The following is a 342-nucleotide window of genomic DNA, read 5'->3' as shown; positions in this document are numbered from 1 at the left end:
TTAGCTACGGTCTTTTCGTTTAGTCCAACGGTACTTACATAGTATCCCCTAGCCCAAAACTTTCGATTTCCATACTTATATTTTAAATTAGCGTGCTTATCAAATATCATCAATGCACTTTTACTCTTGAGATACCCCATAAAATCGGAAATCGAAAGTTTGGGAGGTATCAGTACAAGCAGGTGTACATGATCTGGCATCATATGACCTTCGATAATCTCCACGCCACGACAACGGCATAGATGTTTAATAATATCTATCAAATCCGACCTGACTTTGTAATATATCGCCTTACGGCGATACTTAGGTGTAAAAACTATATGATATTTGCACATCCATTTG

1 protein-coding gene is annotated in these 342 nt (G+C 37.4%); it reads right to left on the bottom strand.

The features are described 5' to 3' along the window. On the bottom strand, positions 1-342 hold a 342-nt coding region (tnpA, locus tag ADI86_RS07075; RefSeq protein ID WP_049532355.1), incomplete at both ends, for an IS200/IS605 family transposase.

This window comes from Streptococcus pseudopneumoniae (assembly GCF_001074975.1).
GTDB lineage: Bacteria > Bacillota > Bacilli > Lactobacillales > Streptococcaceae > Streptococcus > Streptococcus pseudopneumoniae_D.
The sequence above is the reverse complement of the archived record's forward strand: the minus strand, read 5'-3'. Positions and strand labels throughout refer to the sequence as shown.